At 70.5% G+C, this 23,124-nt stretch carries 22 protein-coding genes; 11 read left to right on the forward strand and 11 right to left on the reverse strand.

Annotated features, from left to right (window positions below; translation table 11 throughout):
- The first annotated feature begins 24 nt into the window (after nt 1-24).
- Entirely contained in the window at nt 25-279 is a 255-nt protein-coding gene (mrx1, locus tag G6N61_RS11240) for a mycoredoxin Mrx1 (RefSeq protein ID WP_179973605.1), read from the forward strand.
- Nucleotides 280-288: 9 nt separating this feature from the next.
- Here the strand turns inward: mrx1 and nudC are convergent, their stop codons facing one another.
- Both nudC and G6N61_RS11250 read right to left on the reverse strand, forming a co-directional pair.
- Nucleotides 289-1,215, reverse strand: coding sequence for an NAD(+) diphosphatase (gene nudC / locus G6N61_RS11245; protein ID WP_163918598.1), 927 nt, complete (start codon nt 1,213-1,215; stop codon nt 289-291).
- A 7-nt stretch (nt 1,216-1,222) separates the two neighbouring features.
- Complete coding sequence (locus G6N61_RS11250) at nt 1,223-2,320, reverse strand: potassium channel family protein (RefSeq protein WP_163918599.1); 1,098 nt, start codon at nt 2,318-2,320, stop codon at nt 1,223-1,225.
- 45 nt (nt 2,321-2,365) lie between these two features.
- Between G6N61_RS11250 and G6N61_RS11255 the strand changes: the two genes are divergently transcribed.
- Nucleotides 2,366-2,767: a DoxX family protein gene (locus G6N61_RS11255; protein WP_163918600.1), complete on the forward strand. Its 402-nt coding sequence runs from the start codon at nt 2,366-2,368 to the stop codon at nt 2,765-2,767.
- Here G6N61_RS11255 and G6N61_RS11260 read toward each other — a convergent pair.
- Together G6N61_RS11260 and G6N61_RS11265 are read right to left on the reverse strand one after the other, a co-directional pair.
- Nucleotides 2,764-6,033 carry an ATP-dependent helicase gene (locus G6N61_RS11260; RefSeq protein WP_163918601.1) on the reverse strand — a complete coding sequence of 1,090 codons (3,270 nt, stop codon included), beginning with the start codon at nt 6,031-6,033 and terminating at the stop codon, nt 2,764-2,766. The genes G6N61_RS11255 and G6N61_RS11260 overlap by 4 nt on opposite strands.
- Nucleotides 6,030-9,164, reverse strand: coding sequence for an ATP-dependent DNA helicase (locus tag G6N61_RS11265; RefSeq protein ID WP_163918602.1), 3,135 nt, complete (start codon nt 9,162-9,164; stop codon nt 6,030-6,032). The genes G6N61_RS11260 and G6N61_RS11265 overlap by 4 nt, the downstream gene beginning before the upstream one ends.
- A gap of 62 nt (nt 9,165-9,226) precedes the next feature.
- Here G6N61_RS11265 and G6N61_RS11270 point away from each other — a divergent pair, with 62 nt between their 5' ends.
- Nucleotides 9,227-10,003: an alpha/beta hydrolase gene (locus tag G6N61_RS11270; protein ID WP_163918603.1), complete on the forward strand. Its 777-nt coding sequence runs from the start codon at nt 9,227-9,229 to the stop codon at nt 10,001-10,003.
- Between the two features lie 2 nt (nt 10,004-10,005).
- On the forward strand, nt 10,006-10,302 hold the full coding sequence (locus G6N61_RS11275; RefSeq protein ID WP_163918604.1) for an MGMT family protein: 297 nt from the start codon (nt 10,006-10,008) through the stop codon (nt 10,300-10,302).
- Here the strand turns inward: G6N61_RS11275 and G6N61_RS11280 are convergent.
- The 3 genes from G6N61_RS11280 to G6N61_RS11290 form a co-directional block, all read right to left on the reverse strand.
- Nucleotides 10,299-11,153 (reverse strand): TIGR02569 family protein, encoded by an 855-nt coding sequence (locus tag G6N61_RS11280; protein WP_163918605.1) that lies wholly within the window; start codon nt 11,151-11,153, stop codon nt 10,299-10,301. The two genes, G6N61_RS11275 and G6N61_RS11280, sit on opposite strands and share 4 nt — an antisense overlap.
- A 36-nt stretch (nt 11,154-11,189) precedes the next feature.
- The gene (gene moeZ / locus G6N61_RS11285) at nt 11,190-12,356 is read right to left on the reverse strand and encodes an adenylyltransferase/sulfurtransferase MoeZ (protein WP_179973661.1); all 1,167 of its coding nucleotides are present in this window, start codon (nt 12,354-12,356) and stop codon (nt 11,190-11,192) included.
- 214 nt (nt 12,357-12,570) lie between these two features.
- The gene (locus G6N61_RS11290) at nt 12,571-13,560 is read right to left on the reverse strand and encodes a DUF3152 domain-containing protein (RefSeq protein WP_163924753.1); all 990 of its coding nucleotides are present in this window, start codon (nt 13,558-13,560) and stop codon (nt 12,571-12,573) included.
- A gap of 288 nt (nt 13,561-13,848) precedes the next feature.
- Between G6N61_RS11290 and G6N61_RS11295 the strand changes: the two genes are divergently transcribed.
- Nucleotides 13,849-14,532, forward strand: a complete 684-nt coding sequence (locus G6N61_RS11295; protein WP_163918607.1) for an HTH-type transcriptional activator FasR — start codon at nt 13,849-13,851, stop codon at nt 14,530-14,532.
- On the opposite strand, the gene G6N61_RS11300 is transcribed toward G6N61_RS11295, so the two are convergent.
- The gene (locus G6N61_RS11300) at nt 14,519-14,776 is read right to left on the reverse strand and encodes a DUF3107 domain-containing protein (RefSeq protein ID WP_163918608.1); all 258 of its coding nucleotides are present in this window, start codon (nt 14,774-14,776) and stop codon (nt 14,519-14,521) included. The two genes, G6N61_RS11295 and G6N61_RS11300, sit on opposite strands and share 14 nt — an antisense overlap.
- 215 nt (nt 14,777-14,991) lie before the next feature.
- Between G6N61_RS11300 and G6N61_RS11305 the strand changes: the two genes are divergently transcribed.
- Nucleotides 14,992-15,894, forward strand: a complete 903-nt coding sequence (locus G6N61_RS11305) for a hypothetical protein (protein ID WP_163918609.1) — start codon at nt 14,992-14,994, stop codon at nt 15,892-15,894.
- A 3-nt stretch (nt 15,895-15,897) separates the two neighbouring features.
- Here the strand turns inward: G6N61_RS11305 and G6N61_RS11310 are convergent, their stop codons facing one another.
- A complete protein-coding gene (locus tag G6N61_RS11310) occupies nt 15,898-16,599 on the reverse strand; it encodes a ferritin-like fold-containing protein (protein ID WP_163918610.1) in 702 nt (233 codons plus the stop codon).
- A 231-nt stretch (nt 16,600-16,830) separates the two neighbouring features.
- On the opposite strand from G6N61_RS11310, the gene G6N61_RS11315 reads away from it, so the two are divergent.
- A complete protein-coding gene (locus G6N61_RS11315) occupies nt 16,831-18,417 on the forward strand; it encodes a DEAD/DEAH box helicase (protein ID WP_163918611.1) in 1,587 nt (528 codons plus the stop codon).
- An 18-nt stretch (nt 18,418-18,435) separates the two neighbouring features.
- Complete coding sequence (locus G6N61_RS11320; RefSeq protein WP_163918612.1) at nt 18,436-19,647, forward strand: Rv3212 family protein; 1,212 nt, start codon at nt 18,436-18,438, stop codon at nt 19,645-19,647.
- Here G6N61_RS11320 and G6N61_RS11325 read toward each other — a convergent pair.
- Complete coding sequence (locus G6N61_RS11325; protein WP_163918613.1) at nt 19,644-20,438, reverse strand: ParA family protein; 795 nt, start codon at nt 20,436-20,438, stop codon at nt 19,644-19,646. The two genes, G6N61_RS11320 and G6N61_RS11325, sit on opposite strands and share 4 nt — an antisense overlap.
- Before the next feature lie 53 nt (nt 20,439-20,491).
- Here G6N61_RS11325 and G6N61_RS11330 point away from each other — a divergent pair, with 53 nt between their 5' ends.
- The 3 genes from G6N61_RS11330 to G6N61_RS11340 are packed head-to-tail and all read left to right on the forward strand — an operon-like array spanning nt 20,492 to nt 22,673.
- Entirely contained in the window at nt 20,492-21,103 is a 612-nt protein-coding gene (locus G6N61_RS11330; RefSeq protein WP_163918614.1) for an acid phosphatase, read from the forward strand.
- Entirely contained in the window at nt 21,103-22,194 is a 1,092-nt protein-coding gene (locus G6N61_RS11335; protein ID WP_407666483.1) for an isochorismate synthase, read from the forward strand. Before G6N61_RS11330 ends, G6N61_RS11335 begins: the two co-directional genes overlap by 1 nt.
- Nucleotides 22,191-22,673, forward strand: a complete 483-nt coding sequence (locus G6N61_RS11340) for a GNAT family N-acetyltransferase (RefSeq protein WP_163918615.1) — start codon at nt 22,191-22,193, stop codon at nt 22,671-22,673. Before G6N61_RS11335 ends, G6N61_RS11340 begins: the two co-directional genes overlap by 4 nt.
- On the opposite strand, the gene G6N61_RS11345 is transcribed toward G6N61_RS11340, so the two are convergent.
- Nucleotides 22,625-23,053: a hypothetical protein gene (locus G6N61_RS11345; RefSeq protein WP_163918616.1), complete on the reverse strand. Its 429-nt coding sequence runs from the start codon at nt 23,051-23,053 to the stop codon at nt 22,625-22,627. The two genes, G6N61_RS11340 and G6N61_RS11345, sit on opposite strands and share 49 nt — an antisense overlap.
- Nucleotides 23,054-23,124: the final 71 nt, after the last annotated feature.

Here is a 23,124-nt window from a genome sequence, read left to right on the forward strand (position 1 = left end):
CAGGTCCGATACGTTGTGAAACCCATGAGCACTTCAACTTCTTCTGGCCTGACCATGTACACGACGTCGTGGTGCGGCTTCTGCTCCCGCCTCAAGACCGCGCTGAAGTCCGAGGGCATCTCCTGGACCGAGGTCGACATCGAGGCCGACCCCGAGGCCGCCGAGTTCGTCGGATCGGTCAACAACGGCAACCACGTCGTGCCGACCGTGAAGTTTCCCGACGGGTCGACGCTGACGAACCCGAGCGCCAAGCAGGTCAAGGCCAAGCTCGGCGGCTAGCGGTGACCGCTAGTCCAGCGCAGCCCAGGACTCGATGATCTCCCTTGCGATCGAGATCGACCCGGGCAGCAGCAGTCGCGACGCCGAGTCGCTGCTCCAGTCGCCGTTCTCGAGCGCGTCGCGGACCTCGGCCCTGGTGAACCAGCCTGCCTCGGCGATCTCGCCGTCGTTGAACGAGAACTCCTGCTCCGGGTCGCCGATGGCGTGGAAGCCGACCATCAGCGAGCGCGGGAACGGCCACGGCTGGCTGCCGAGGTAGCGGACGTCGGTGACCGACAGCCCGACCTCCTCGTTGATCTCACGCACCACGCAGGCCTCGAACGACTCCCCCGCCTCGACGAAGCCGGCGAGCAGTGAGAACAGCCGCTCGGGCCACACCGTCTGGCGGGCCAGTACCGCGCGGTCGTGACCGTCGTGCACCAGGCAGATGATCGCCGGGTCGATCCGCGGGAACTCCTCCTGGCCGTTGCTGGGGTTGATCCGGCCCCAGCCGCTCTTGATCGCCTTCGTCGGCGACCCGTCGACGGGGCTGAAGCGGGCGTGGTCGTGCCAGTTGAGCAGCGCGGTCGCCGTAGAGACCAGCTGAGCGCTGACGTCGTCGAACACGGTGCCTGCGCGGCGCAGGTCGAGCAGCTCGGTCTCGGCGGTCGGATCCTCGGGCGCCTCCAGCGCGGCGCGCACGCCCCAGACGTGCCTGCCGTCGGGCATCCGACCGAGGAACACCGCGTGTTCGTCGGGGTGGTCGGCGTACTTGACGGCGGAGGTCAGCACCACCCGGCCGTTGGAGATCAGCACCTGGTTGCGCCGATCGACCCGCAGCAGCAGCGCATCCGGCCAGCCAGCGATCGCGGCGTCGACGTCGGTGCGCAGGACGTCTGCGCGGTCAGCGCCGATGCGTGAGAGCAGCGGGACGTTGCGCAGGGTGAAGTCGGTCATGCGGCGGTCAGTCCTCCGAATTGGCGGTCTTGATGACCAGCAGCTTGTCGCCGAGTTCGACCGCGTCGGCCTCCGGCAGGTCGACCCGCAGCAGCTGGCCGTTGCGGACCACGCCCAGCACGATCTCCTTCATGTGTCGCGGCGACGCCCCGACCTCCTTGGCGGTGACCGGACGCTCGGCGATCGCGAAGCCCGCGTCGGGGGTCAGCAGGTCCTCCATGACCTCAACCACGCTGGGGGTCTGCTTGGCGATGCCCAACAGCCGGCCCGCCGTCTCCGAGGTCACGACGGTGGTGTCGGCGCCGGACTGCTTGAGCAGGTGCTGGTTCTCGGCCTCGCGGACCGCGGCGATGATCTTGGCCTTGGGCGCGAGTTCACGGGCGGTGAGCGTGACGAGGACGGAATCGGAGTCGCTGTTGGCGGCCACGATGATCGTCTCCGCGTGCTGGACGCTGGCAAGTCTCAGCGCCTCGGCCTTGGTGCCGTCGCCTCGCACGGTGACCAGACCGGCGGCCTTCGCCCGTTCGAGCGCGAAGTCGTTCTGCTCGACCACCACGATGTTGCCCGGTGCGACGCCGTCGCTGACCATCGCGGTGACCGCAGTCCTGCCCTTGGTGCCGTAGCCGACGACGACGGTGTGATTGCGCACGGACTTCCTCCAACGCTGAATCTTGAGAGCTTGTCGCGACTGCGTGGTCAACGTCTCGACCGTGGTGCCGATGAGCACGATCAGGAACGCCACCCGCAGCGGGGTGATCACCAAGACGTTGATCAGCCGTGCCGAGTCCGTGACCGGCGTGATGTCGCCATAGCCCGTCGTCGACAGCGACACGGTGGCGTAGTACAGGCAGTCCAGTAGCGACAGCGGGTTGTTCGCGTCCGGGGCCGACTCGATGTCGCGGTAGCCGTGCCGATCCAGGTAGACGATGGCCACCGCCGCGAACAGCGCTCCGAGCGCGTAGACCACGCGCATCGCGATCCTGCGTGCGGGACTGACGAAGTCCTCGGGGATCGTCAGGACCTCGACCAGCGCCGCGTCGTGGCGTGCGCTCAGGTTCTCCTGGTCGAGCCGCTGCAGGCGGCGACGCAACTTACCCCTCGCCACGAGGCCCCATCACTAGCCGAAGGCGCTGCACAGCACAATGTAACCATGACCTCCCTCACGCCATCGCGCGTCGACACCCGTAGCCAGGCCACAGCGCAGCGAATGGGAGCGATGCTGGTCGGCATGGGCGCCCTGCACTTCGTGGCTCCCAAGCCGTTCGACACCATCGTTCCCGCCGAACTGCCCGGCAGCGCACGGGTCTACACGCACGCCTCGGGCGTCGCGGAGGTCGCGACCGGCGCACTGCTGCTGGTGCCCAGGACGCGCCGCCTCGGCGCGCTGGCGGCGATCGCGCTGTACCTCGCGGTCTTCCCCGCCAACGTCAACATGGTCCGCCTGTGGTGGAGCAAGGGCTGGCCGGCCCGCGTCGGCGCCATCGCCCGGCTGCCGCTGCAGGTGCCGATGGTGATGCAGGCGCTGAAGGTCTACCGCAACACCCCGCGCTAGGCGACCTCGAGCAGCGTCGCGAGTTCCGCGGCGTCGGGCAGTTCGTCGGGCGTCACGGTGACACCGCTGCGCACGTAGTGGAACGCCGCCCGGACCATCGCGGGCTCGATGCCGTGGGTCGCGGCCCACGCCAACCGGTACACCGCTAGCTGAACGGCGTTGTGGCGCAGGTCCTCGTCGTCGGCCGGGGGATCGCCGGTCTTCCAGTCGACGACGGTGAACCCGCCGTCGTCGTCGGCGAACACCGCGTCGATGCGACCCCGCACGACCGTGGCGCCGACGACCATGTCGAACGGCACCTCGACGTCGGTGGGCGTGCGGGACGCCCACGCGGACGTTGCGAACGCGGCCTGCAGTTCGGCCAGCCGGTCGGATTCGACGCGGCCGAGTTCTCCGTCGACCGCGCCGGGCAGGTCCTCGAGGTCGAACAACCGCTCGGCGTGGAAGAAGCGCTGCACCCAGTCGTGGAACGCCGTGCCCAGCAGGGCATGTGGATCGGGCCGGGCGGGAAGCCTGCGCTGCAGCCGCCGCAGCGCGCCGTCGGGGTCGCGCCCCACGTCGACGAGCGCGCTGACCGACAGGTGGGCGGGCAGCACGGGCGGCGGCCGGTGCGCGGCCTTCTGCCGTTCGGCGAGTAGCGCGTCGACGTCGGCCTCCCACGCCTGGGCGTCGTCGACGCCCGCGCCCTCCCCCGTGGGCTCGGCGGGGACCGGCTGCGCCAGATCGCCGGCGAGTGCGCGTGCGACGAGCGCGGCGCCCGCTTCGACGTCGTCGGCGCCGGACCGGCCGCCGGGCCACTGCCGCTCGATCACCTCGTCGCGCAGCGGGTTGGGTTCCCCGTCGGCGGGTTCCGGTGCCCAGTGCTCGACGACCCCGCACGGCTGACCGGCGGCGGCTGCCTGGTCGATGACGTCCTTGATCTCCAGCAGGAACTCCGACGGCCCGCGAGGCTTGGACTCCGTGGCGCCCCAGTGGTGACCGGACAGCAGCAGGGTGTCCTCGGCGCGGGTCAGCGCCACGTACAGCAGCCGTCGCTCCTCGTCGCCCCGGCGCTGATCGAGGGTGCGCTTGTGCGCGGTGATCTTGTCCGACAGCGCCTTGCGGTCGTTCACGTCGGACGTGTCGAGCACCGGCACGCCGTGTTCGGACAGCGTGGCCCGGTCACCGCGCAGCAGGGGCGGGAGGTCGCCCGCGTCGCTGAGCCAGGTGCGCGCCATCGCCGTCGACGGGAACACCCGGACACTGAGGTGCGGGACGGCGACGATCTGCCACTCCAGGCCCTTGGCGGCGTGCACGGTGAGGATCTGCACGCGATCGCGCGAGACCGAGACGTCGGCCGGAGCCAGACCGTTCTCCACCTCGGCCGCGGCGTCGAGGTACGCGAGCAGCCCCCCGACGGTCGCCGAGGGGCGCGCGGCGTAGTCGGCCACCACGTCGGCGAACGCGTCGAGGTGCTCGGACCCCGTCCAGCCAGCCGAAACCGGTTGCGCCGCCCGGACTTCGGTGTCCACGCCCATCGTCCGGCGCACCTCCGCGACGAGTTCCGGTAGCGGGTGGTGCAACTGGCCGCGCAACATCGTCAGCTCGCGGCTCAGCGCCACGATCCGCCGGTAGCCCTCGGTGGAGTAGCGGTCGGCGGGGCCGGGATCGCAGATGGCGTCCGCGAGGCACGCGGCGTCGGCGTCCGGGGCGGCCGACGCGACGATGTCCCCGATCGAGCTGCGATCCCGGGCGGTGTCGAGCCGGTCCAGTTCGACCGCACGCCGCCACAGCGCTGCCAGGTCCGCGGCGCCGAGACGCCACCGCGGCCCGGTCAGCACGCGGACCGCGGCCGTGCCCGCCATCGGCTCGGCGGCGAGCCGCAGCGTCGCGACCACGTCGGCCACCTCCGGTATGGCGAGCAGCCCCGCGAGACCGACGACCTCGACCGGCACGCCGCGCTCGGTGAGCGCGTCGGCCATGGGTACCGCGTCGGCGTTGCGGCGTACCAGCACCGCGGCGGTCGGCGCGGCCTCGCCCGCCTCGAGCGCGGCGTGGTAGGCACGCGCCAATTGATCTGCCACCCAACCGCGTTCGACCGATACGTCGGAGTGCAACGTGCAGCGGATCGTGCCGGGCTGTGCGCCGGGCCTTGGCAGCAGTTCGCGTACCTCGACCGATCGGCGACGCGCCTCCGCGGACACGGCGTTGGCCAGGTGCAGGGCGCTGGGCGGGTTGCGCCAGCTTGTCCGCAGTTCGAGCGTGGGGGCCGGGGTCCCGTCGGACAGCGGGAAGTCGGTGGTGAATCGGGGCAAGTTCGTGGCCGAGGCGCCACGCCACCCGTAGATCGACTGGATCGGGTCGCCCACCGCGGTCAGCGCCAGGTCGTCGTCGACGCCGCCACCGAACAGCGACGAGAGCGCGACGCGCTGCGCATGACCGGTGTCCTGGTACTCGTCGAGCAGGACGACGCGGTACCGGGCGCGCAGTTCCGCACCGACCCGCGGGAAGCGCTCCGCCAACCGTGCGGCCGACGACATCTGCATGCCGAAGTCCATGACGTTCTCGGCCCGCATGCGCTCGTGCAACGCGTCGATCATCGGAATCAGCACCGTGCGCTCGGTCTGCGTGCCGAGCATCTTGAGCAACGATTGATTCGGGCCGGTGTCGCGCTGCCGCGGACCGGGAGGCAGCGTGTGCACCAGCCGTTCCAGCTCCAGGTGGGTGTCGCGCAGCTGACCCGTGTCGACGAGGTGCTCGGCGAGCTGACCCGACAACCGCAGCACCATCGCGGTGATCGCCGCGGGAGACTTCTCGGTCTCCAGCGCGCCGGGGTGTTCGCACACCACCCGAAAGGCCAACTGCCACAGCTCCGTCTCGGTGATCAGCCGGGTGGAGGGCTCGACCGGCAGCAGCAGCCCGTGGTCGCGCAGCAGCGTTCCGGCGAACGCGTGATACGTGCTCACGGTGGCGTGCTCCTCGATGCTCGGCGCGCCGGCGGCCAGACCCACGCCCGCCAGCCTGGACAGCCGGGTCCGCACCCTGCGCAGCAGTTGGCCTGCGGCCTTGCGCGTGAACGTCAGCCCGAGCACCTGCCCTGGTGTGGCATAGCCGTTGGCGACCAGCCACACCACCCGGGCGGCCATCGTCTCGGTCTTGCCCGCACCGGCACCGGCGATCACGACCAGCGGCCCCGGCGGGGCGGCGATGACGGCCGCCTGCTCCTCGGTGGGCGCGAAGATGCCGAGCGCGTCGGCGAGTTCGGCTGGGCTGTAACGCGGTGTCACGGGCGTCCCTCCATCGCGGCCTGCGCCGGGCACATCGCGCGCACCGGGCAGTGCGCGCAGCCGTCGTTGACCCGCGCCGTGAAGTGCGGGCCCTGCGTGGCGGAAGCGGCCTCCCCCACGGTCTGGCGCCACTGCGCCTGGCCGTCGTCGGTCATCGGATCCTGCTCGCGCTCGGTCGGGCCGGTCGATCCGATCTTGCCCAGGTACACGAGCCGCCCGCCGCCTGCCTGATCGCCCTGGGGCACCAGTCCCTCGGCCACCGCGAGCTGGTAGGTCGCGAGCTGGGCGTGCCGCTGCGCGTCGTCCTTGCTGACCGGTGACTTGCCGGTCTTGAGGTCGATGACGACCAGCCGGTCCTCGGCATCACGCTCGAGCCGGTCGACGCGCCCACGCACCCGCACGGCCGGACCGTTCCCGTCGACGGGCGTGACGACGCCGTCGACCTCGATCTCGGTACCCACCTCGGTCAGTTCGCCACGGGTCTGGGCGCGCCACTGGGTGAACGCGGAGAGCATGGTCCGGTGCCTGCCCAGCTCGTTGGCGGAGTACCACTCTGCGTCGAAGGGCAGTGCGGACCAGAGGGTTTGGAGGTCGGCCAGCATCTGGTCCTCGCTCTTCGACGAGTCCGACACCAGCGCGTGCACCACCGAGCCAAGCGCCGACCGGACGTCGCGGCCGTCCTGACCGCCGTGGCGCTCCAACAGCCACCGCAGCGGGCAGTCGGTCAGCGTCTGCAACGTCGACGGCGACATCGTGACGACATGGTCGTCACCGTCCCACAGCGGCGCTTCGGTGGACGGCGTCGTGGTGGCGTGCCACTGGTCCGGGGTCGCCCCCGCCACGCCCGCCGCGGCGAGACGTGCCAACTGCGTTGCCGCACAAGCGCGTGCATGCGGGTCGACCGCCTCGGCGGGCGCACACACCACCGCGCGCAGGCGACCGACCACCGCGGTGGGCGCGAGCACGCGGGGAGCCAGCAGCGGCGCGTCGTCTGCGTCGGGCCGCTCGGTGGCCAGCGCGGCGACCTCGTCACAGAACGTCGACGGCAGCATCGCCTCGTCGCCCTCGTCGCTGTCGACCGCGGTGACGAGGACGTGGTTGCGCGCCCGCCCGAGTGCGGCGACCAGCAGACGGCGCTCCTCGGCCAGCAGGGGCGCCGTGCTCGAGACGGGGGTGTCCGGCCCGTCGACGACGCCGTCGAGGACGTCGACCAGCCGCTGCGTGCCGAGGATGCCGCCACGCGGAACGGTGTTGGGCCACAACCCTTCCTGCACGCCCGCGACGATCACGAACTCCCACTCGCGGCCGAGCGCGGAGTGCGCGCTGAGCACCGCCACCGTCTCACCCGGCGCCACCTCACCGCGCGCCGCAGGGGGCAGCGTCATGGCGCGCACGTGGTCCACCAGGCCGGCGAGCGACGCACCGGTGGTGCGGGTGACGTACTGCTCGGCGACGTCGAAGAGGGCGGTGACGGCGTCGAGGTCGCGGCCGGCCTGCCCCGCCGACGAACCGCCGCGCTCGACGGCAGTGAGCCACCGACGCTGCAGACCGCACTGGTGCCACGCCTGCCACAGCACGAAGCGCGGATCGAGGTCGTCGCGCTGGCTGCGGCGGGCCGCCGTCAGTACCGACCGGACGCGCCGAACGGGCCGCGCGAGGTGGTCGGGCAGATCTGGGCCGCGCCCCTCCAGCGCGTCGAGCAGCAGGTCGGCGAACTCGCGCGGCGGTGCGCTGCCGTCCGCGCGGCGCAGCGTACGACGCAACTGGCGCAGCGATACCGGGTCCACTCCGCCCAGCGGGCCGGTGAGCAACGCCGTTGCGGCCGCACCGGTCAGGCCGTCCGCCACGGCGTCGAGCACCAGCAGCAGACCCGCGACGACCGGGTGCTCGGTCAGCGGCGTGGACGGCGAGGGCTGCTCCACCGGCACGCCCGCGGCCGTCAACGCGCGGGCGAGTGCGGTGCCTGACCTCGGTACCGACCGGACGATGACCGCCATCTGCGACCAGGGCACGCCGTCGACGAGGTGTGCGCGTCGCAGCGCGTCGGCGATGAGGGCCGACTCCGCGTGCGAGGTGGCCGCGATCCGCACCGCCACCGACCCCGGCCGGTCGTCGGCCGGGGTGAGGTGCCTGACCTCGTCCACGCCGGGCAGCCGGCTCGCCACGCCCGCCACGGCGCGGGCCACGGCCGGTGCGCAGCGGTGCGACCGGGTCAGCACGATCGCCGGTTCGTCGCCGGGCTCGAGCAGCGCCGGGTCCGCACCGCGATAGCCGTACACCGTCTGGTGCGGATCGCCTGCGATGACGGCGAGTTCGGCGCCCGCGGCCAGCACGCGGACGAGTAGCGCGGCCTGCGGGTCGAGGTGCTGAGCGTCGTCGACGAGCAGCAGCTTGACCCTGGCTCGCTCGGCGGCGAGCAGGTCGGGATCGGCGGCGAGGGCGTCGAGCGCGGCGCCGACGAGTTCGGCCGCACCCAGCGCCGGGACCGTGGCCTGCGGCGCCGCCATGCCCACGGCCGAACGCAGCAGCATGATCTGCTCGTAGGACTGCGCGAACTGGCCCGCGGCGATCCACTCCTGGCGGCCCGTCCGCCTGCCGAGGCGTTGCAGCGCAACGGGATCGACGCCACGCTCGGTGCACCGTGCCAGCAGGTCGCGCAGTTCGGTCGCGAAGCCCACCGTGCTCAGCGCCGGACGCAGCGAGGCCGGCCAGTCCACCGACGATGCCGCGCCGTCCTCCACGTCGCCTGCCAGCATCTCGCGGATGATGCCGTCCTGCTCGGCGCTGGTGACGAGCCGCGGCGGCGGGTCCCCGTTGCGCTGGGCGGCGAGGCGGAGCACGGCGAAGGCGTAGGAGTGCACGGTGCGCACCAACGGTTCGCGCACCGCGACGGGTCCGCCGCCACCGAGGAGCGCAGCCGTCACCGCGGCGCGCGCCCGGCCGCCGAGCGTCGCGGAACCCGTCAGCAGGAGAACGGATTCCGGATCGGTCCCAGCAGCCACGTGCGCCGCCGCCGTGCGCACCAGCAGTGCCGACTTGCCGGTGCCGGGACCACCGAGTAGCCGCACGGTGCCACGCAGGCCGGGTTCGGTCAGCGACTCTGGCGTCAACGCGGTGTGTGAGGCGGGCACGGTGAAATGACACCACGGGGGTCCGACAAGAGGCCCTGACCTCGGGCTGGCAGCATCGTGGGGTGACTTCACCGCTGCACGTGTACCGCTTCGGCTCGCCCGAGCCCGCCCGCGTCCTGCTCGTCCACGGCCTGACCGGGCACGGCCGACGGTGGGAATCGCTGGCGACCAACCACCTGTCGGGCGTCGGCGTCCTCGCTCCGGACCTGCTGGGCCACGGCCGCTCGTCATGGGATGCGCCGTGGACCATCGAGGCGAACGTGGCCGCGCTGGCCGCGCTGCTCGACGCCGAGGGCGGTGCACCGGTGGTGGTCGTCGGCCACTCGTTCGGTGGTGCCGTCTCGCTCAATCTCGCTGCGGCACGGCCGGATCTCGTCGACGCACTGGTGCTGCTCGATCCCGCCGTCGGCCTCGACGGAGCGTGGATGCGGGAGATCGCCAACCAGATGTACGACTCCCCCGACTATGCCGATCGCGCCGAGGCGAGGGCCGAGAAGCTCGACGGCTCCTGGGGCGAGGTCGATGACGCGGAACTCGAACGCGAACTCGACGAGCACCTGATCGACCTGCCCAACGGACGCGTCGGCTGGCGCATCAGCGTGCCCGCGATGCTGTCCTACTGGAGCGAACTGACCCGCCCGGTTCCCATTCCGCGCGACGGCACCCCGACGACGCTGATCCGGGCGACCCGCACCCAGCCGCCCTACGCCAGCGACGAATTGATCGCCGCTCTGGACGCCAGCACCGACTTCACGCTGCTGGAATGGGACTGCGACCACATGGTGCCCCTGGCGAAACCGGCTGACACGGCCTCGGTGATCCGCGACCGACTGGGCTGACCATGGCCCCGATCACCGACGAGCAGGTCGAGCGGGTCCGCGCGCTGGTTGCGGCCATCCCGGCGGGAAGCGTGTCGACCTACGGTGACATCGCAGCCGCGGCAGACCTTTCGAGCCCACGCATCGTCGCCTGGATCATGCGCACGGACTCGTCGGATCTGCCGTGGCACCGGGTGATCACCGCGTCCGGCCGACCCGCTCCGCACCTGGCGACCGTCCAACTCGAACGACTCCGCGCCGAGGGCGTACTCGCCGTCGACGGCCGGGTGCCGCTACGCGACGTGCGGCACGAGTTCTAGAGCACCAGCCGGACCAGCGCCGCGGTCCTCGCCAGACCCGGGAAGGCCGCGGCCGTCGAGCGCGGGTGCAGGGCGTGGACGGCGAGCCGGAACATCAGCGCCCGCAACAACATCTGCGGCCACTCCGGCAGCGACGCCCAGCGCTCGACCAGGCCGTCGTCGGCCTCACCCCACGCCAGCGCGTCCACCACCACGACACCCGCTGCCCAGGACCCTGGCCGCCAGTACGGGGTGATGTCGGTGATGCCGGGCGCGGCCGTGCCTGCGAACAGCACCGTGCCGTACATGTCGCCGTTCACCAGTTGACTGGGGGCTCGGGTGGGCTTGCGCAGTGCGGCAAGCTGATTGAGCAGATCGATCGAGCGCTGTCCGTCGGCGGCACTCGGTGCGACCATCGCCCCGGGCGGCAGCGAGTGCAACGGGCGGTCCTCCCATGCCGCGCGGTCCGCGGCGGTGAAGACGTCGACCTCGTTCCAAGGCACGCCAGGCGGCTGCGTCAGGAACCGCGGACGCTCGAGCTTCGCGGTGGCCTCGTGCAGGCGGACGGCCGCCGACACCACCTCGTCGTGCCGGGGTTCGGGGCTGCCTGCGACGAAGGTGTCGGCGCGCCACCCGGCCACGACGTAGCGGCCGTCGGTGGAGCGGACCGGCCGGGCCAGTCGCACGCCGTCGACGAACAGCGTCTCGCGCACCTTGGCCGACCATGCGGCACGAGCGGGATCGGCCACCATCGACAGCACGACCTCGCCGCAGCGCCAGCCACCCTCCCAACTGGGTCCGAGTTCGACCGGACGCAGCCCGGTCAGACCGAACGCCGCCAGCACGTGTTCAGGCGGCCCGTCGACAGTCACGGCCACAGCCTAAGGCGTTGACCGGCAGATTCGGCGTCAGTACATGACCATGTCGGGTTCGAGTTGCTTGGCCCACGCCACGATCCCGCCCTGCAGGTGCAGTGCGTCGGCGAAACCGGCCTTCTTCACCGCTGCAAGCGCCTCCGCGGAGCGAACCCCGGTCTTGCAGTACAGCACTGGAACCCGGTCGTGCGGCAGACGCGCCAGCCCGTCGCCGGCCTCGAGCGCGGACTTGGGGATCAGCTCGGCGCCGTCGATGTGGTTGATGTCCCACTCGACGGGTTCGCGCACGTCGATCAGCGCGACCTTCTTGCCCGAGTCGAGCATGTCGCGCAGCTCGCGCGGTGTGACGGTGGCGCCGGACGCGGCCGCGGCAGCCTCGTCGGACACCACGCCGCAGAACGCCTCGTAGTCGATCAGCTCGGTGATCTTCGGCGTCGCCGGGTCCTTGCGGATCTTGATCGTCCGGTAGGTCATGTCCAGCGCGTCGTAGACCATCAGCCTGCCGAGCAGCGGATCGCCGATGCCGGTCAGCAGCTTGATGGCCTCGGTGCCCATCACCGACGCGATCGACGCGCACAGGATGCCGAGCACGCCGCCCTCGGCGCACGACGGCACCATCCCCGGTGGCGGCGGCTCCGGGTAGAGGTCGCGGTAGTTCAGGCCCAGCCCGTTCGGCGCGTCCTCCCAGAACACCGACACCTGTCCCTCGAAACGGTAGATCGAGCCCCACACGTAGGGCTTGCCCGCCAGCACGGCCGCGTCGTTGACGAGATAGCGGGTCGCGAAGTTGTCGGTGCCGTCCAGGATCAGGTCGTACTGCTCGAACAGTTCGACGGCATTGTCGGGTTCCAGGCGCACTTCGTGCAGGACGACATTGACCAGCGGGTTGATCTCGCTGATGGACTCGGCGGCGCTGCGTGCCTTCGATTTCCCGATGTCGGACTGGCCGTGGATGATCTGGCGCTGCAGGTTCGACTCGTCGACGACGTCGAACTCGACGATGCCGATGGTGCCGACGCCCGCGGCGGCCAGGTAGAGCAGCGTCGGCGAGCCAAGCCCGCCGGCGCCGATGACGAGTACTCGCGCGTTCTTCAGGCGCTTCTGCCCGTCGACGCCGAGGTCCGGGATGATCAGGTGGCGGCTGTAGCGCGCCACTTCTTCGCGCGTCAGTGACGCGGCGGGTTCCACCAGCGGCGGCAGCGGTGAGGACACCGGTACTCCCTCGATCGAAGTCTGTTCCTGATGACCATCACACCAGGCTCAGATGTTCAACGACAATCGCCTGCCAGACCTTCCCGGCAGCGACGACCCCAGCCGCTGCTCCGGCGAGCGTGCGTGAACTCGGGTTCCTGCCCGGCGTGTCGCCCGCAGACACGCACGCTCGCGGGAGGTGGTGGGGAGAAGGGAGGGGTGATCAGGCGATCGGGTAGGGCCAGGGGTTGAAGCGGCAGGTCTTGCCGTCGGCCTGCACCGACTCGGGGTCGAACTTCGCGTCGTCGTCGTTGCTGGTGGAGAACGTCTGCTGCATCATGATCGGCGCCAGCGCGCCGTTCTCGGCGCACGGTTCGTGGCGCTGATAGCCGATGGCGTGGCCGACCTCGTGGTTGATCAGATACTGGCGGTAGGACCCGATGTCGCCCTGGAACGGCACCGCGCCGCGCACCCAGCGCGCCTCGTTGACGAACACCCGCGGCTGGTCGGTGAGGTAGGCCGGGTTGTAGCAGGACGCCTCAAGCTGGATGTCGTAGCCGCAGCCCTCGCGGACCGTGATCGGCGACGTCAGCGAGATCCGGAAGTCGGGCGCCTGCGCGGGGTCGTCGGTGCGGACGAAGGCGAACTGCGGATTGTGCGTCCAACTCTTGGGGTTGGCCAGCGTCTCGGTGACCATGCGCGCGAACGCCTCGTCACCACCGATGGCCGCGGTGTCGATGCCGTCCTCGACCTCGACGGTGTAGGTGAACGTCTTGGTGGTGCCCTCCCCGACTCTCGGCGAGGTGCCGGGTACGACGTGCCACGTCTTGGCGCCCGCCTCGGTAAAGGCCCCGCCCTCGGGCAGGATGCCCGTCGGCAGGTTCGCGTCGAACTGGGTCAGGCCCTTGGGCGGAGCACCGATGATCGCGGTGCTCGACGCGTCGAACGTCGGGGGGCCCTGCACCGGGCCCGCGGCGTCGACGGGCTCCACCGTCGACGGTGACGTGACGGTCTGGAACAGCACGATGGCCGTGAGGACGGCGAGGACGGGGAGCGCGTAGGCGCGCCAGCCGTAGGTGGAGACGAAGCGACCCAGCCACGTCTGCTTGCGCCACTGCCTGTGCTCGTCGCGGTTGGAACGCGGCCGCCCCGTGTCGCCCGCGACCGGATCCCGTTGCGCGCGCAGCGGCTCACGCCACTCGTTGCGCAGCACGGGGGCGCGACCGCCGCCTCTGTACGCCGCGTCACCGCGCTCGCCTCCGGTATTCCTCCCGTCGCTGCGCTCGCCCCATCGACGCCCTTGGTCGTAGGTCACCGGACCAGAATGGCACAGCGACGCCCGTGATCGGCTCCGGCGCGCCACCGGATCACCCCGAGGCGCAGATCACGCGATGCCCCAACCGGGAGTAGTAGTGTCGTTGCGATGAACTGCCGGACCATGTCCGGCCAACCAGTGACCATTCGGGGGGTCAGTCCCTCGCGGTCGGAGATTGAGGACGTGATGAGCGAACTCGCCAACGCCGCCGAGAGGAGAGGCGGGCAACCGGCGAACGGCGATGGCCCCTCGGCGCGGCCGGCGGGCAATCGGCGGGGGAACCGGCTGCCACGCGACGAACGGCGTGGCCAGCTGCTCATCGCCGCCAGCGAGGTGTTCGTCGACCGGGGCTACCACGCGGCAGGCATGGACGAGATCGCAGATCGTGCCGGCGTCTCGAAACCGGTGCTCTACCAACACTTCTCGTCGAAGCTCGAACTCTATCTCGCGGTGCTGCAGCGCCACGTCGACAACTTGGTCTCGGGCGTGCGGCAGGCACTGCGCACCACCACCGACAACCGGCAGCGACTGCACGCCGCCGTCGGCGCGTTCTTCGACTTCATCGAGCACGACGGCCAGGGCTACCGGCTGATATTCGAGAACGACTACGTCACCGAACCGCAGGTGGCAGAACAGGTGAAGGCCGCCACCGACTCCTGCACGGACGCGGTGTTCGACCTGATCAGCATCGACTCCGGCCTCGAGGCGCACCGCGCCCGGATGATCGCCGTCGGCCTGGTGGCCGTCAGTGTCGACAGCGCGCGGTACTGGCTGAACGCCGACCGGCCGATCTCCAAGGAAGCAGCGGTCGACGGCACCGTGCAGTTCGCCTGGGGCGGACTGTCACACGTGCCGCTTACGCGTTCTTGACCGCCTCGGAGCCGACGGTGCCGATGCCGAAGCCCACGCGGCGCGTATCGGCGGCACCGATCTCCACGTAGGTGATCTTCGCGGTCTGCACCAGGAAGCGGCGGCCCTTCTCGTCGGTCAGGCTCAACAGCTTCGAGTCCTGGTTCAGCGCGTCGGCGATCAGCTGCTCCACCTCGCTCGGAACCTGCGCGCTGTTGAAAACCAACTCGCGCGGGCTGTCGGCGACACCGATCTTGACCTCCACCGCTGACCCTCTTCTCATTCGAAAGCGTTGACTGCACTGAGGCTAGTGGACGCGGGACACCGGCGGTGCGCCGGTGGCTACGCGGTCGGCGAACACGGGGGCTTGATCCAACTGAGTCCCGACCGTGACCCCGCATGCGGGCGCTAGAGCCACTTCCGTCACTTGCGTCTCGCTAGCATCGGAGAAGACATGCCGCCGAGACCATGGGAAGCGTGATGAGCAGGGAGAATCGACCGTATTCGCCGTATTCCGGACGGTCGCCGCGCGCGGAGTCGTGGCGGCCCGACCGCACCTACGGGGACTACGGCCGGGAACGCCGTTACGGCTATGACTCCGGCTACGGCTCGACCTACGAGAGTCCGTATTCGTCGACCTACGGTGGCTCGGATCCCCGGACGCAGGTGCTCGACGCCGATGACCGCCGCGGGTACGACCGCTACGGCAACGACCGCTACGGCAGTGACCGCTACGCGCCGCAGGACCACGACTCCGACGACGTGGCACCCGAATACGACGACGACGAGATCTACGAGTACTACGAACCCCTCGACCGCCGCTGGGTCTGGGTCGGCGGCGTCGCAGGCGCGATCCTGCTGGTCGCCGTGATCTGCACGGTCGTCATCCTCGGCGGCGGCGACAGCGGTTCGGTGTCGGCAACCGTCGTCCCGCCGACCGCGACCAGTCAGGCCCCGGCCACGACCTCGAAGGCGCCACCGGCGGCAAGCACGCCGCGGGTGCTCCCGCCGGTCGCGTCACTGCCTCCGGAGACCGTCACCACCGTGACCCCGTCGCCGAGCGCCACCGTCGCACCGCCACCGGTCGCGGCAGCACCGCCGCCGGCACCGGCAGCCAACACGGTGACCTACTCGGTCACCGGCACCCGCCCGCTCATCGACCTGGTGACCGTGATCTACACCGACGCCCAGGGTGCCCTCAAGACCGACCTCAACGTGTCGTTGCCGTGGAACAAGACCGTGGTCCTCGACCCGGGCGTGACGTTGAGTTCGGTGACCGCCACCAGCGTCACCGGGCAACTCAACTGCTCGATCGTCGACGGCGCGGGTGCCACGATCGCCCTTCAGAACTCGAACTCGATGATCACGACCTGCACCAGGTAGCGATCAGGCGAGTCCGAGTTCCTCGACGCGCCTGCCGTGGGTCTTCTGGAGCCGGTCGAAGAACTCGGTGAGCTGCGCGAGCCCACCGCTGGACATCACCAGGTCGACGAGTTCGTCGTGGTCGGCCAGGACGAACTGGGCCTGGGTGATGGCCTCGCCGAGCAGGCGACGCGACCACAGCGCCAAGCGGTGCCGCTGCTTGTCACTGGCCGTCACCGCCGCCTTCACCTCCGCGACCACGAACTGCGAGTGACCGGTCTCCGACAACACGGCCCGCACCACCCCGGCCGCGTCGTCGGGCAGCGCGTCGGCGATCTCGAGGTAGAAGTCGGCGGCCAGCGCGTCGCCGATGTAGGTCTTGACCAAGGCCTCGAGCCACGTGCTCGGCGTCGTGAGGCGGTGATAGTTCTCCAGCGCCGACGCGTACCGGGTCATCGCGCGCACCACGTCGACGCCCCGACTCTCGAGCGCTTCGCGCAGCACCTCGTAGTGGTTCATCTCCGCTGCGGCCATGCTGGCCATGTTGATCCGGCCCGCCAGATTCGGCGCCATCCGGGCCTCGTCGGTGAGCCGATAGAACGCCGCCACCTCCCCATATGCGAGTAGGGCGAACAGTTCGGTGACCCCAGGGTGGTCCACCGACACGCCGTTAACACCGGGGGCTGCGGCCTGCTCGGGAGAGGCCGCGGGCTGGGTCGGAGTCATGCGTCGACTCTAGACGGCGACACCGCGACCGTCGGTTTCCGAGCGTCAGCGGGTAGCATGGCTAGTGGTTTACCTGCTCAGGCAGTCGTGACCAGAGATAATGTGCGTGCACGCAGTCGGTCTGCCTTACCTATGAGGCCCGGGCCCCGGTGCTACTTCGTCGAAACTCGTGCGCGCGTGAACATCCGCGATGACTACGAGGATCGAACCCCGAAAGGCACTGCCGTACGCATGACTGAATCCACCGAATCGACTCAAGAGACCACCACGACCGAGATCGTCGAGATCACCGAGATCGTCGAGGCCGAACCCGCGAAGATCTCGTTCGCCGACCTCGGCGTCCGCGAGGAGATCGTCCGGGCACTGGCCGAGGACGGCAAGGAACACCCCTTCGCCATCCAGGAACTGACCATGCCGATGGCGCTGGCAGGCGACGACCTCATCGGACAGGCCCGCACCGGCATGGGCAAGACCCTGGCCTTCGGCGTGCCGATGCTGCAGCGCATCACCACCGACCCCGACCGCGAACTCAGCGGCATCCCCCGCGCGCTCGTCGTCGTGCCCACCCGCGAACTGTGCCTGCAGGTCTACGAGGACATCGCCGGGGCCGCCAAGTACCTCCGCGCGGGCGACCGCAAGCTCTCGGTCACCTCCATCTACGGCGGCCGCCCCTACGAGGCTCAGATCGAGGCCCTGCAGAAGGGCGTCGACGTCGTGATCGGCACCCCCGGTCGTCTGCTCGACCTGGCCCAGCAGGGCCACCTGCAGCTCGGCGGGCTCAGCATGCTGGTCCTCGACGAGGCCGACGAAATGCTCGACCTGGGCTTCCTGCCCGACATCGAGCGCATCCTGCGCCAGATCCCCGACGTGCGGCAGGCGATGCTGTTCTCGGCGACCATGCCGGATCCGATCATCACCCTGGCCCGCACGTTCATGACGCAGCCGACGCACATCCGTGCGGAGTCCGCGCAGTCGTCGCAGACCCACGACACCACCGAGCAGTTCGCCTACCGCGCCCACGCGCTGGACAAGGTCGAGATGGTGGCCCGGATCCTGCAGGCCGAGGGCCGCGGCGCGACGATGATCTTCACGCGCACCAAGCGCACCGCCCAGAAGGTCGCCGACGAACTCGCAGAGCGCGGCTTCAAGGTGGGTGCCGTCCACGGCGACCTGGGTCAGGGCGCCCGCGAGAAGGCGCTCAAGTCCTTCCGCAACGGTGACGTCGACGTCCTCGTCGCCACCGACGTCGCCGCCCGCGGCATCGACATCGACGACATCACCCACGTCATCAACTACCAGATCCCCGAGGACGAGCAGGCCTACGTGCACCGCATCGGCCGCACCGGCCGCGCGGGCAAGACCGGCATCGCCGTCACGCTCGTCGACTGGGACGAGCTGCCCCGGTGGACGATGATCGACAAGGCGCTCGGCCTGGACAACCCGGACCCCATCGAGACGTACTCGAGTTCCGACCACCTCTACGAGCAGATGCGCATCCCCACCGACGCCAAGGGCTCGATCGGCAAGGCGACGCGGACCACCGACAAGCCGAAGCGCGAACCGCGCGACCGTGACCGTGGTCCCCGTAACACCGAGGGCGACGGCAGCGGCGAGCGGCCGCCCCGCACCCGCAACCGGACCCGGCAGCGCACGCGCGGTGGTCAGGAGGCGTCCGGCCACGTCGAGGGTTCCGAGGCACCGGCCGAGAACGGACCGGCCGACGAGTCGTCCGACGCACCGTCGGGTGCCCGCTCGGCTCCCCGCCGCCGTCGCCGTCGTCGCAACAACAGCAACGCCGCAGCGCCCACCACCGGATAGCGGGACCGCCGCCACCCGATGGTCACACCCGAACGCCGCACGAAGAGCGACGTCCTGGTCGCCGTTGCGATCGCCACCGTGGTCGCCGTGGTCGCCGCCATGATCTGGTGGACCAGCGACGCCCGCGCGACGCTGAGCCGTCCCGCCGCCGAACCGGTTCCCGCGCTGAAGTCGGCGCGCGACGTGCCAGGCGCCCTGCGTCAACTGTGGACCGCGCCGAGCCCGAAGACCAGAGCGCCGGTGGTCGCGGGCGGAAGCGTGGTGACCGGCGACGGCGATCAGATGGACGGCCGCGACCCCGCGACCGGCGACGTGCTGTGGACCTACGCCCGCGACGTCGAACTATGCGGCGTGACGGCGGTGTACCAGAACGCCGTCGCGGTCTATCCGGACCCGCGGGGCTGCGGCCAGGTCACGACCATCGACGGCAAGACCGGCAAGCGCGGCGCCACCCGCAGCGCGTACGCCGATCCTGCAGTCAAGCTCTCCTCCGACGGCACCACCGTGCTCTCGGCAGGAGCCAACCGGCTCGAGCTGTGGCGATCGGACATGGTCCGGATGATCAGCTACGGGGCGCTGGACGCACGCATCAAACCGGACGTCCCGGCCCAACCGCTCTGCAAGTTCACCTCCGCCGCGGCCAGCACCGCGCTGGTGGCGGTGATGGAAGCCTGCCCCGGCCAAGCCGACATGCGCCTGACCCTCCTCAAGCCCGCCGACGAAGAGGACCAGCCCGAGACCAAGTTCGTCGAGCTGCCCGGCGTGTCCGCCGACTCCGACGCGCGGGTGATCGCCGTGTCGGACACGCTGACCGCGGTGTACCTGCCGACGCCAAAGCCGGTGGTCAACGTCGTCGACGACACCGGCACCACGATCTCGAGCACGATGCTGACGCGCGGCGCCGCACCAGACGCCACCGCGGCGAGTTCAGGCGACCTGCTCACGTGGTGGACGGGCGACGAACTGCTCGTCTTCGAGGCCAACGGCATGCGCTACCGGTTCACGGTCAATCCCGTCGACGGCCAGGCCCCGGTGGGTCCGGGCGTCGTGATGGCGGGCCGCCTGCTGGTGCCGGTCACCGGCGGCTACGACGTGTTCGATCCGCAGACCGGGACCGGTGAGCGGCACATCGACCTGGCGCGCGACGCCGTGCAGGGGCCCGTGGTGCCCGCGGTCGCGGGTTCGATGGTGCTCGAGCAGCGGGGTGCGAACCTGGTGGCGCTCGGCTAGACCTCGGGCGTGAACGTCGGCAGTGCCTTGCCGTTCTTCCAGTGCTTGAGCAGCGCCTCGGCCAGCTCGCGATATGCGTTGGCGCCCTTGTTTTTTCGCCCTGCCAGCACCGACGACCCCGAGGCGCTGGCCTCGGCGAACCGCACGGTGCGCGGGATTGGCGGCGCGAGCACCGGGAGCTGATAGCGGTCGGCGACGTCGAAGATCACGTCGCGGCTGTGCGTCGTGCGCGAGTCGTAGAGCGTGGGCAGCGCGCCGAGCAGAACCAGATCGGCGTTGGTGATCTGCTGGACGTCGTCGACGGTGCGGAGGAACTGGCCGACGCCGCGGTGGGCGAGGGTCTCGCACTGCAGCGGAACGATGACCTCGTTGGCGGCGGTGAGCCCGTTGAGCGTCAGCACCCCCAGCGACGGCGGGCAGTCGATGATCGCGACGTCGTAGCCCGAGGTGATCTTGGCCAGCGCGCGCTTGAGCGCGTACTCGCGACCGGCCCGCATCAGCAGCATGGCCTCGGCACCGGCGAGGTCGATGTTGGCGGGCAGCAGCGTCATGCCCTCCGGCGTCGTCACCAGCGCCGCGTCGGGTTCCACCTCGCCGAGCAGCACCTCGTGGATGGACACCGGCAGCTTGTCGGGATCCTGACCGAGCGAGAACGTCAGCGAACCCTGCGGGTCGAGGTCCACGAGCAACACCTGCTTGCCCAGTTCCGTCATCGCGGCACCCAACGACGCAACCGTCGTCGTCTTGGCCACCCCGCCCTTTTGATTGGCGACCGCCAGTACCCGCGTCACGCCACCATCCAAGCACGACTCGCGCCGAACCGGGCGTGCGGCACAATCGCGGTGTGACTGTCGAACGGCACCGCCTGCTGCTGCTGCGTCACGGCGAGACCGAGTGGTCGCGCACGGGCCGCCACACCGGACGCACCGACGTCGAACTCACCGACGACGGCCGGGACCAGGCGAGGCTGGCCGCCGAAGCCATCGCCGACCTGCAACTGACCGACCCGCTGGTCGTCTCCAGCCCCCGCCACCGCGCGCTGGCCACCGCCGAACTGGCCGGCTTGCGGGTCGACGAGGTGACGCCCCTGCTTGCCGAGTGGGACTACGGCGACTACGAGGGACTCACCACCCCGGAGATCCGCGAACACGTACCCGGCTGGACGGTGTGGACGCACGCCTGTCCGGGCGGTGAGAGCATCGACGCGGTCACCGTGCGGGCCGACCGCGCCGTGAGCTTGGCGCTGTCGCACATGGCCGAACGCGACGTGGTGTTCATCGGCCACGGTCACTTCTCCCGCTCGATGCTGACCCGTTGGATCGAACTGCCGGTGTCCGAGGGCATCCGCGTGTCGATGGTGGCCGCGTCGATCGCGGTGTGCGGTTTCGAGCACGGTGTCCGCCAGATCAGCGCGCTGGGTCTCACTGGACACACGAACCCGTGCCTGCCCGCCTGATGTCAGAACCGTCGTTCGTCCTCTCGGGACCTGATCGGACACTGGTCGCCGACGGGATCCACACCCCGTATCCGGAGCTGGCCGCCGCCCGCGCCGCGCTCGCCTCGGGTGCCGCGCCGATGATGTTGGGCGCCCTGCCGTTCGATCTCACCCGGCCCGCCGCCCTGATGCGGCCCGACGCGTTCCGGTTCGGCGACGCGCTGCCGGACGCACCCGTAACCGAGTTGCCCAGGGTGCAGGTGGACGGCGAACTGCCCTCGCCCGAGGTGCATCGCGCACGCATCTGCGAAGCGCTGGGCAGGCTCAACGATCCGCGGTCGGCACTGCACAAGGTCGTGCTGGCGCGCGCCTTGCGCCTGGTCGCCGACCAGCCGCTCGACGTCAGCGCGGTGATGCGCCGACTGGCCGAAGACCCTACTGCCATCGTGTACTTCGCCGACCTGACCCCCGCCGGCGGCCGCCACGTGGGTAGCGCTTTGATCGGCGCGAGCCCCGAACTGCTCGTCGCGCGCCGGGGCGACGTCGTGACCTGCCGTCCGTTCGCAGGTTCTGCGGCCCGCTCCCCCGACCCCGCCATCGACCGCGCCAACGGCGAAGCCCTGGCGGCGTCGGCGAAGGACCGGCACGAGCACCAGCTCGTCGTCGATCAGATGCGCGATGCGCTGGCACCGCTGTGCACGGACCTCCGCATCGCCGCCGAGCCTGCGCTCAGCAGCACCGCGGCGGTGTGGCACCTCAACACCCCGATCAGCGGCCGGATACGCCAATCCTCCACCACCGCGCTGGATCTCGCGGTCGCACTCCATCCCACCCCCGCCGTTGGCGGCGTACCAGCCGCCGCCGCCACCGACCTGATCAACGAGTTGGAGGGCGACCGCGGCTTCTACGCAGGCGCAGTCGGCTGGTGCGACGCCTCCGGTGACGGCACCTGGGTGGTGTCGATCCGATGTGCCGAACTGTCGGCCGACCGCCGCACCGCCGACGCGCGCGCGGGCGGCGGCATCGTGGCCGAGTCGAACCCCGACGACGAAGTCGCCGAGACGAGTACGAAGTTCAAGACCATCACGACCGCATTGGGGGTACGTCCATGAGCGTGCTGATCCGCCGCGCCGAGCCGGGCGACGAGGCCGAACTCACCGCGATGGTGCACGAACTCGCCGAGTTCGAACACGCCGCCGACGAATGCCTGCTCACCGAAAGCGGCTTGCGCACGGCACTGTTCGGCGAGTCACCGACCGTCAACGGGCACGTCGTCGAAGTCGACGGACAGGTGGCGGCAGGCGCGCTGTGGTTCCTGAGCTTCTCCACGTGGGACGGAGTGGCCGGGGTCTACCTCGAAGACCTCTACGTCCGGCCCGCCTTCCGCAGACGCGGCCTGGCGCGCGAACTGCTGGCGACCCTCGCCAGGGTGTGCGTCGACAACGGCTACAGCCGGCTGTCGTGGGCAGTGCTGGACTGGAACACCGACGCGATCGCGCTCTACGACTCGGTCGGCGGACGGCCGCAGACCGACTGGATCACCTATCGCGTGTCGGGGCCGGAGTTGTCGGCGCTCGCGGGGCCCGGCTGAGCCGCCACCCACTCGAGTGCCGACCGGCTGAACAACAGGGCCAACACGACCACGGCGATGAGTCCGACGGGCACACCGAGCGCCCACTGCCCCGAACCGACGGCCATGTAGTACGCCACCGGTAGGAGCAGCAGCTGAGCGAAGACCGCGATGCCGCGCCCCCAGCGGCGCCCCGTCCACAGGGCCCAGCCCGCCGTCAGCACGCCGGCGCCCATGATCGCGAACCAGATCGCGGTGCCGAGCCCGTTGAGCCAGGCGAGGTGCTGGGATTCGCTCAGATACAGCACGACCAGGACCACGGCGACCACCAGCGCCGCTGCGCCTTCGAAGGCCACCGCCGCACCGGCCTGCCGCACCGGAGTCGGTGAGGGAACCGTCATCGGATCATCCCGGGATCGATCACGGAGACCAAGCGTAGAGGCATCGCCACGGCGCATGGCTAGGCTGGGTT

This window comes from Mycolicibacterium arabiense (assembly GCF_010731815.2).
GTDB classification, from domain to species: Bacteria; Actinomycetota; Actinomycetes; order Mycobacteriales; family Mycobacteriaceae; genus Mycobacterium; species Mycobacterium arabiense.